Genomic DNA, 4,797 nt, shown 5'->3' with positions numbered 1-4,797 from the left:
AGACCGTGCTGGTGCGCGGCGCGGCGAGCGCGGTCGGCACCGCCGCCGTGCAGCTCGCCGTCGCTGCCGGGGCGCGCGTGATCGCCCTGGCCGGCGGCGCCGACAAGGGGCAGCTGTGCCTCGACCTCGGGGCCGACGTGGCGCTCGACAGCGGCCCGGGAGGCGCCGCCGAGAGGGCGGCCGTCTTCGACGCCGTCATGGACGCCACCGGCGACCGCGGCGTCGACGTGGTCTTCGACCCGATCGGCGGCGAGCTCACCGAGACGCTCTGGACCTGCGGCACGCTCGGCGGCCGCTACCTCGCGGTCGGCTTCAACGACGACCCAGAGTCGGGCCTCACGGGCCGGCCGCTGCGCAAGCTCTCGATGGCCAACATGACCGTGATGGGGGTGCTCCTGGCCTACCTCGACACGCCGCGACCCTTCCGCCAGTTCGGCATCAACGCGTTCCCACCGTCGACGGGGGAGCGCGCGCACGCGGCGCTGCTCGAGCTCGCCGCGGCCGGGCGGATCCGCCCCGTCGTCGGCCGCACGGTGGGCTTCGAGGGGGTCGCGGCCGCGCTGGAGGACCACGCTGCCCGGCGTACGTCCGGCCGGACGGTGGTGGTCCCGTGAGCGGCCTCGACGCCGACGCCCTGGTCGCCCAGGCCGTGGAGCAGACCGGCCTCGACGACCTCGGCGACCCGTCGGCGCGCGAGGGCCTCGAGCGCCTCGTCGAGTCCGTCAACGCCGAGGCGCAGCTCAACGAGCTCGGCGGGCTGGGCATCGGCGGCGCACTGGTGGCGGCCCTCGTCAACCGGCTGCGCGTGATCGACCACGCCACGAACCACCCGGAGGTCGCCGACGAGCAGGTCGAGGCGCCGGTCGTCGTGGTCGGCCTCTTCCGCGCCGGGACGACGCTCATCAGCAACCTCTTCGACTGCGACCCGGCCAACCGCGCGCTCCTGCGGTGGGAGTCCGGCGACTCGGTGCCGCCGCCGGTCCCGGCCGAGCGGCGGTCGGGCCCGCGGGTCGAGGCCGCGCAGGTCGGCACCGACATGCTCGAGGCGCTCAACCCCGAGGTCCGCGCGATCCACCACGAGGACGCCGAGTCCCCGACCGAGTGCATCGCCGTGCTCGGCCAGGCGTTCCGGTCGGTGTCGTGGGAGGCGATCGCCAACGTGCCGTCCTACGCCGCCTGGTGGCGGGCCGACCCGCTCGCCAACGTGCCGGCCTACGAGTTCCACCGCACGACGCTGCGGGTCCTGCAGAGCGGCGGCACCCGTGGCCGCTGGGTGCTCAAGAGCCCCCACCACGCGCTCGCCCTCGACGCGCTGACGGCGGTCTACCCCGACGCGCGGCTCGTCGTGCTGCACCGCGACCCGGTCGTGCTGACCGCGTCGGTCTGCAGCCTGGTGCGGGCGATGTCGAGCATGTTCTCCGACGCCGACCACAGCGCCTACGTCCGCGAGCACTGGACGCAGACCCTCGAGCAGTCGGTCGCCGGCATCGACGCCTTCCGTGCCGGCCACCCTGACCACCCGATGGTCGACGTGGCCTACGCCGACCTCGTCGCCGACCCGGTCACCACGATGGAGTCGCTCTACGACGCCCTCGGCATGGCGCCCGGTGACGGCGCCTTCGCCGCGATGGCCGCACACGTCGGCGCCCACCCGCGCAGCGAGCTCGGCACGCACCGCTACGACCTCGCCACCCACGGTCTGGTCGAGGCCGAGCTGCGCGAGCGCTTCGCGGCCTACGTCGAGCGCTACGACGTCCGGGTGGAGACCGCCGCGCAGACCTAGCGGGGCAGCGAGCTGGCGCGCCAGCCGCCGGGGCCGTGCGGGAGGGTGCGGCGTACCTGGCGGTCTGGCGCGCCCCACGTCGGACGCCGCCGGGGCGCGGGAGGCTCACCGCCACCGAGCGCGCTGAAGACCGCGACGATCGCCGCGACCTCCTCGGGCGTCGCGTCGCTGCCGACGATCCGCAGCAGCGGGCGCGCCGGCTCGGGAGCAGTGCTCTCGTCGGTGCTCTCGTCGGTGCTGTCGTCGGTCATCAGAGGGGGATGTTCCCGTGCTTCTTGGGCGGCAGCGTCGCCCGCTTGGAGCGCAGCAGGCGCAGCGCCCTGACGATCTCGATGCGCGTCTCGTGGGGGGAGATCACGGCGTCGATGTAGCCGCGCTCGGCCGCGATGTAGGGGTTGGCCAGCGTGGTCTCGTACTCGTCGACGAGCTCGGCGCGCCGGGCCTCGACGTCGCCGCCGTCCTTCTCGACCTTGGCCAGCGTCTTGCGGTGCACGATGTTGGCGGCGCCCTGGGCGCCCATGACGGCGATCTGCGCGGTGGGCCAGGCGACGTTGATGTCGGCGCCGAGGTGCTTGGAGCCCATCACGTCGTAGGCGCCGCCGTAGGCCTTGCGGGTGATGACCGTGACCAGCGGGACGGTCGCCTCGGAGTAGGCGTAGATGAGCTTGGCGCCGCGGCGGATGATGCCGTTCCACTCCTGGTCGGTGCCGGGCAGGAAGCCGGGGACGTCGACGAAGGTGAGCACCGGGATGTTGAAGGCGTCGCAGGTGCGCACGAACCGCGCGGCCTTCTCCGAGGCGTCGATGTCGAGGGTGCCGGCGAACTGCATCGGCTGGTTGGCGACCACGCCGACCGGACGGCCCTCGACCCGGCCGTAGCCGATGATCAGGTTGGGCGCGAACAGCTCCATGACCTCGAGGAACTCCTCGTCGTCGAGGACCGCGGTGATCACGTCGTGCATGTCGTAGGGCTGGTTGGGGCTGTCGGGGATCAGTACGTCGAGCGTCCGGTCGAGGTCGGTGACCTCGAGGTCGACGTCCTCGTCATAGACGACGCCCTCGTCGAGGTTGTTCTGCGGCAGGTAGGACAGCAGCGCCTTGACGTACTCGATCGCGTCGGGCTCGTCGGAGGCCATGTAGTGGGCGTTGCCCGACTTGGTGTTGTGGGTGCGCGCGCCGCCGAGGTCCTCCATCGTGACGTCCTCGCCGGTGACCGTCTTGATGACGTCGGGACCGGTGATGAACATCGCCGAGGTCTGGTCGACCATGATCGTGAAGTCGGTGACTGCGGGGGAGTAGACGTGGCCGCCGGCGCAGTTGCCCATGATCATCGAGATCTGCGGGATGACGCCCGAGGCGTGCACGTTGCGGCGGAAGATCTCGCCGTAGAGCCCGAGCGAGACGACACCCTCCTGGATGCGCGCGCCGGCCCCCTCGTTGATGCCGATGATGGGGCAGCCGACCTTCATCGCGAGGTCCATGACCTTGACGATCTTCTCGCCGTAGACCTCGCCGAGCGAGCCGCCGAAGACGGTGAAGTCCTGGCTGAAGACGCAGGTCTGACGGCCGTCGATGGTGCCGTAGCCGGTGATGACGCCGTCGCCGTAGGGACGCGTCTTCTCCAGGCCGAACGCCGTCGACCGGTGCCGCGCCAGCTCGTCGAGCTCGACGAACGAGCCCTCGTCGAAGAGCTGCTCGATGCGCTCGCGGGCGGTCTGGCGGCCCTTGGCGTGCTGCTTCTCGATGGCCTTCTCGGACCCCGCGTGCACGGCCTCGTCGAGGCGCCGGTCCAGGTCGGCGAGCTTGCCCGCCGTGGTGTGGAGGTCGATGCCGCTGTCGGTGGGCGGCACCTCGGTGCCTTCGCCTGGCTGCGCGCTCACGGGACTCCTGATCTCTCGCCACCACCGGTCGATGCCGGGGGGTGCTTTGACTTGGTCGGTCGGTAGGACAGGCTAGACCTCGTGACCTCCGCCCCGGCCGCGCGCCCACCCCTCGACAAGGCCCGCCTCGGCGGGGACAACCCCGAGCTGATGCCCGACCTGACCGTCGAGGTCGTCGACACCCTGGAGTCGACCAACGCCGAGGTCGTGCGCCGGGCCCACGAGGGCGCACCCGACGGGCTCGTCGTCGTCGCCGACCACCAGACCGCGGGCCGGGGGCGGCTCGACCGCACCTGGGAGTCCCCGGCCGGCACCTCGGTCACCTTCTCGATCCTGCTCCGCCCTGACAGCCCCACCCGCGCCTGGCCGTGGCTGCCGCTGCTCACCGGCTACGCCGTCGACAAGGCCCTGCAGGCCTCCGGCCTCGAGGCCGGCGTCAAGTGGCCCAACGACGTCCTCGTCGGTGACAAGAAGGTCGCCGGCATCCTCGTCGAGCGCATCGAGACCTCCGGCGGCCCCGCCGCCGTCATCGGCGTCGGCATCAACGTCAGCCTCACCGCCGACGAGCTCCCCGTCCCCACCGCCACCTCGCTCGAGCTCGAGCTCGGTCGCCCCGTCGACCGCACCGACGTCCTCATCGAGGTCCTCACCGCCATCCGCGAGGCCGTCGACGCCTGGGAGATGGGCGGCGACCCGAGTGGCATGCGCCTGCACGAGTCCTACGCCGCCGCCTGCGTCACCGTCGGCCGCGACGTCCGCGTCGACCTCCCCGACGGCTCCGTCCTCGAGGGACGCGCCATCGAGATCGACCCCGCCGGACAGCTCGTCGTCGAGTCGGGTGGCGTGCGCACGGCCGTCTCCGCGGGTGACGTCGTGCACGTGCGCACTGCCTGAGGTCACGTCGGCTGAGGTGCGAGCGCAGCGAGCCTCGAAGCCACGTCTGTTGGGTGGGGTCTTGCTGTGTCCGGGTCGGGTGGCCGCGCGTAGCAGACCGCGTCTCGGCGTCAAGGACGCCTGCGGCGCCGCTGCGCGGTCGCTGCGCGATCCTTGACCCCGAGCCTCTCGCGGTCTGCTTATCGGCGTGCAACGGCGAGGCCTCGCAAGCTCGGCTCGCCGTCGCCTGCGCGGCCACCCG

The 4,797-nt window shown here is 72.4% G+C and carries 5 protein-coding genes; 3 read left to right on the top strand and 2 right to left on the bottom strand.

The features are described 5' to 3' along the window. Together Q7T52_RS13280 and Q7T52_RS13275 are read left to right on the top strand one after the other, a co-directional pair. On the top strand, positions 1-614 hold a 614-nt coding region (locus tag Q7T52_RS13280), incomplete at its 5' end, for a zinc-binding dehydrogenase (RefSeq protein ID WP_304803235.1). Further along, positions 611-1,783, top strand: a complete 1,173-nt coding sequence (locus Q7T52_RS13275) for a sulfotransferase (protein ID WP_304803233.1) — start codon at positions 611-613, stop codon at positions 1,781-1,783. The genes Q7T52_RS13280 and Q7T52_RS13275, both read left to right, overlap by 4 nt. Here Q7T52_RS13275 and Q7T52_RS13270 read toward each other — a convergent pair. Together Q7T52_RS13270 and Q7T52_RS13265 are read right to left on the bottom strand one after the other, a co-directional pair. Next, a complete protein-coding gene (locus tag Q7T52_RS13270) occupies positions 1,780-2,034 on the bottom strand; it encodes an acyl-CoA carboxylase subunit epsilon (protein WP_304803232.1) in 255 nt (84 codons plus the stop codon). The genes Q7T52_RS13275 and Q7T52_RS13270 overlap by 4 nt on opposite strands. Then, entirely contained in the window at positions 2,034-3,611 is a 1,578-nt protein-coding gene (locus Q7T52_RS13265) for an acyl-CoA carboxylase subunit beta (protein ID WP_370692323.1), read from the bottom strand. Before Q7T52_RS13265 ends, Q7T52_RS13270 begins: the two co-directional genes overlap by 1 nt. Positions 3,612-3,743: 132 nt before the next feature. On the opposite strand from Q7T52_RS13265, the gene Q7T52_RS13260 reads away from it, so the two are divergent. Continuing rightward, positions 3,744-4,556, top strand: coding sequence for a biotin--[acetyl-CoA-carboxylase] ligase (locus Q7T52_RS13260; protein WP_304803230.1), 813 nt, complete (start codon positions 3,744-3,746; stop codon positions 4,554-4,556). The last annotated feature ends 241 nt before the right edge of the window (positions 4,557-4,797 follow it).

Origin of the sequence: Nocardioides sp. (assembly GCF_030655615.1) — a bacterium.
In the GTDB taxonomy this organism is placed as follows: domain Bacteria; phylum Actinomycetota; class Actinomycetes; order Propionibacteriales; family Nocardioidaceae; genus Nocardioides.
This window is presented reverse-complemented; position numbering and strand designations above follow the sequence as displayed.

Excerpts from the sequence above, each read along its gene's own strand:
- Q7T52_RS13270 (WP_304803232.1), bottom strand. The coding sequence starts at position 2,034 with ATGACCGACGACAGCACCGACGAGAGCACCGACGAGAGCACTGCTCCC.